Below are 2,523 nucleotides of genomic sequence, written 5' to 3'. Positions count from 1 at the left end.
TTATATTATAATTTTATAAATAACTTTTAAATTTTTGAATTAAAGTTTTATTCTATAAAATAATTATTGAAAATATAGACGGATCAGAGAGGGGAACTTAAATTGCTATCATTAAAAGATTTATTAGAAATAACTATTAAAGAAGAGGCATCAGATTTGCACCTTACTGTAGGTATACCTCCTGTAATAAGGGTAAATGGAGAACTTGAAGTACTTGGAAAAGAAAAACTGCAGCCATCAGATACAGAAAGATTTAGTAAAGAAATATTAGATAAAGATTATGATAAATATATGAAAATTGGAGAAATCGACATATCATTTTCTGTAGCTGGACTTGGCAGATTTAGAGTAAATATTTTCAAGCAAAGGGGAAGTAATGCCATTGCAGTGAGAGTTGTAGGATTGAAAATACCAACTTTAAATGAACTTAAATTTCCACAGGTAATAAAAAATCTTTTATCTTATAAAAAAGGACTGATTTTGGTAACAGGTCCTACAGGTTGTGGAAAAAGTACGACTTTAGCAGCTATGATAAATGAAATAAATTGTACAAGAGCTGCACATATAATAACTTTAGAAGATCCTATAGAATATTTACATAAGCACAACAAGTCTATAATAAATCAGAGGGAAATAGGAAAAGATTCCCTAAGCTATGCTAATGCTTTAAAGTCAGTACTTAGAGAAGATCCAGATGTAATTTTAGTGGGAGAAATGAGAGACCTTGAAACTATATCTGTTGTGCTTACAGCTTCTGAAACCGGACATCTTGTATTTTCGACTTTACATACTATAGGAGCAGCTAAAACTATAGATAGAATTGTAGATGTATTTCCACCGTATCAACAACAGCAGATAAAAATACAATTAGCAGCAGTTTTAAGGGGAATAGTATCTCAGCAGCTTATACATAGAGAAGATGGTAAGGGAAGAGTAGCAGCAGTTGAGACTATGATTGCTACTCCCGCCATTAAAAATATGATAAGAGAAGGAAAAACCTATCAAATAGAATCTTCAATGCAAACCGGGTCAAAGTATGGTATGAAGACAATGGATATAGCACTGGCGGAACTTTATAAAAAAGGATTAATATCTTATGAGTCTGCTATTGCCTATGCTTGTGATGCAAATATAATAACTAAAATAATTTCATTATAGAAAATTTATGTAAAAAGGTAGAACTTTTAAGTGCTGCTTTTTTACATAAATAAAATATTTTAATTAATTATTATAATTACTATAGTAATTAATTTTTATTTGTGCTAAAATAACTTTGAATTAGGGGGGATTAAATTGAGCATTTTTAAGGAATTAATTCATAATGCCTCTCGTGTTTTAACTTATACAGTTTATATAATATCTATTTATTATTTGTTTATATCAATTTTTGGCATACGGAGAAAAAAAGATACTGGAGAGGTAAAACCAGAAAAAAGTTTTGCATTAGTTGTTGCAGCTCACAATGAAGAAGTTGTAATTGATGATATTATAGAAAGTTTAAAAAAACTTGATTATCCTAAGGCATTATACGACATTTTTGTAATTGCAGATAACTGTACAGATAAAACTGCATTAAAGGCTAGAAAAAAAGGAGCCATTGTGTATGAAAGATTTACCGAAGGAAAAAGAGGTAAAGGTTATGCACTGGAGTGGATGTTTGATAAGATCTTTAAGATGAAAAAGAAATATGATGCTGTTGCTATATTTGATGCTGATAATTTGGTTAATAGGAATTTCTTGAAGGAGATGAATAAGCAACTTTGCAAAGGCTATAAAGTTGTTCAAGGTTATTTGGATAGTAAGAACCCTTGTGATACATGGATTACAGGAAGTTATTCTATAGCATTTTGGACCTGCAACAGGATGTTTCAACTAGCCAGAAGTAATTTAGGTTTGTCGACTCAACTTGGTGGAACTGGTTTTTGCATAGATATAACTGTTTTAAAAAAGTTAGGTTGGGGTGCCACGTGTCTTACGGAAGATTTGGAGTTTACATGTAAATTGGTATTGCATGGTTATAAGGTAGGATGGGCTCATGATGCCATAATATATGATGAAAAGCCACTTACACTTTTCCAGTCTTGGAAACAGAGAAAAAGGTGGATGCAGGGATTTGCAGATGTATCCAGCAGATATTTTTTTAAACTTTTAATAAAATCAATAAAAAGTTGCAATTTTGTACTTCTTGATTGTGCATTTTATAGTATTCAACCTATAGTAACTGTTCTCATAGGAATTTCTGCTATAAGTGGTGTAATTCAATATTTTATGAAGACATATAATTTAATATCTAATTTCAATACAGTTGTATACTCTATAAATTTTGATTTGTTTACGATTATAGCGGTACTATTTTCTATATTACAATTTGTATATACTCCTTTTGTACTTATTTTAGAAATAGGCGTTTGCGAAACGCTGTAACCCGCATAAATGCGGGATATTTTTTGTCGTAAAATAAAATAACTCCTCACTGATTTATGGTAAAATTGAATTGTAAAGAAACAAAATCACCATATACCT

Annotated in this window: 1 protein-coding gene and 1 pseudogene; both read left to right on the top strand. The window is 30.3% G+C overall.

Going from position 1 to position 2,523, the window contains the following annotated elements:
• The first annotated feature begins 102 nt into the window (after positions 1-102).
• Positions 103-1,158: a type IV pilus twitching motility protein PilT gene (locus CLCOS_RS17710; protein WP_013237892.1), complete on the top strand. Its 1,056-nt coding sequence runs from the start codon at positions 103-105 to the stop codon at positions 1,156-1,158.
• A 135-nt stretch (positions 1,159-1,293) separates the two neighbouring features.
• Positions 1,294-2,400, top strand: a pseudogene (locus tag CLCOS_RS17705) (glycosyltransferase family 2 protein); the annotation flags it as partial.
• Between the last annotated feature and the right edge of the window lie 123 nt (positions 2,401-2,523).

Origin of the sequence: Clostridium coskatii (assembly GCF_001675205.1) — a bacterium.
Classification (GTDB): Bacteria; Bacillota; Clostridia; order Clostridiales; family Clostridiaceae; genus Clostridium_B; species Clostridium_B ljungdahlii.
Note: the sequence above shows the minus strand (reverse complement) of the source record. Positions and strands in the feature narration are given on the sequence as shown.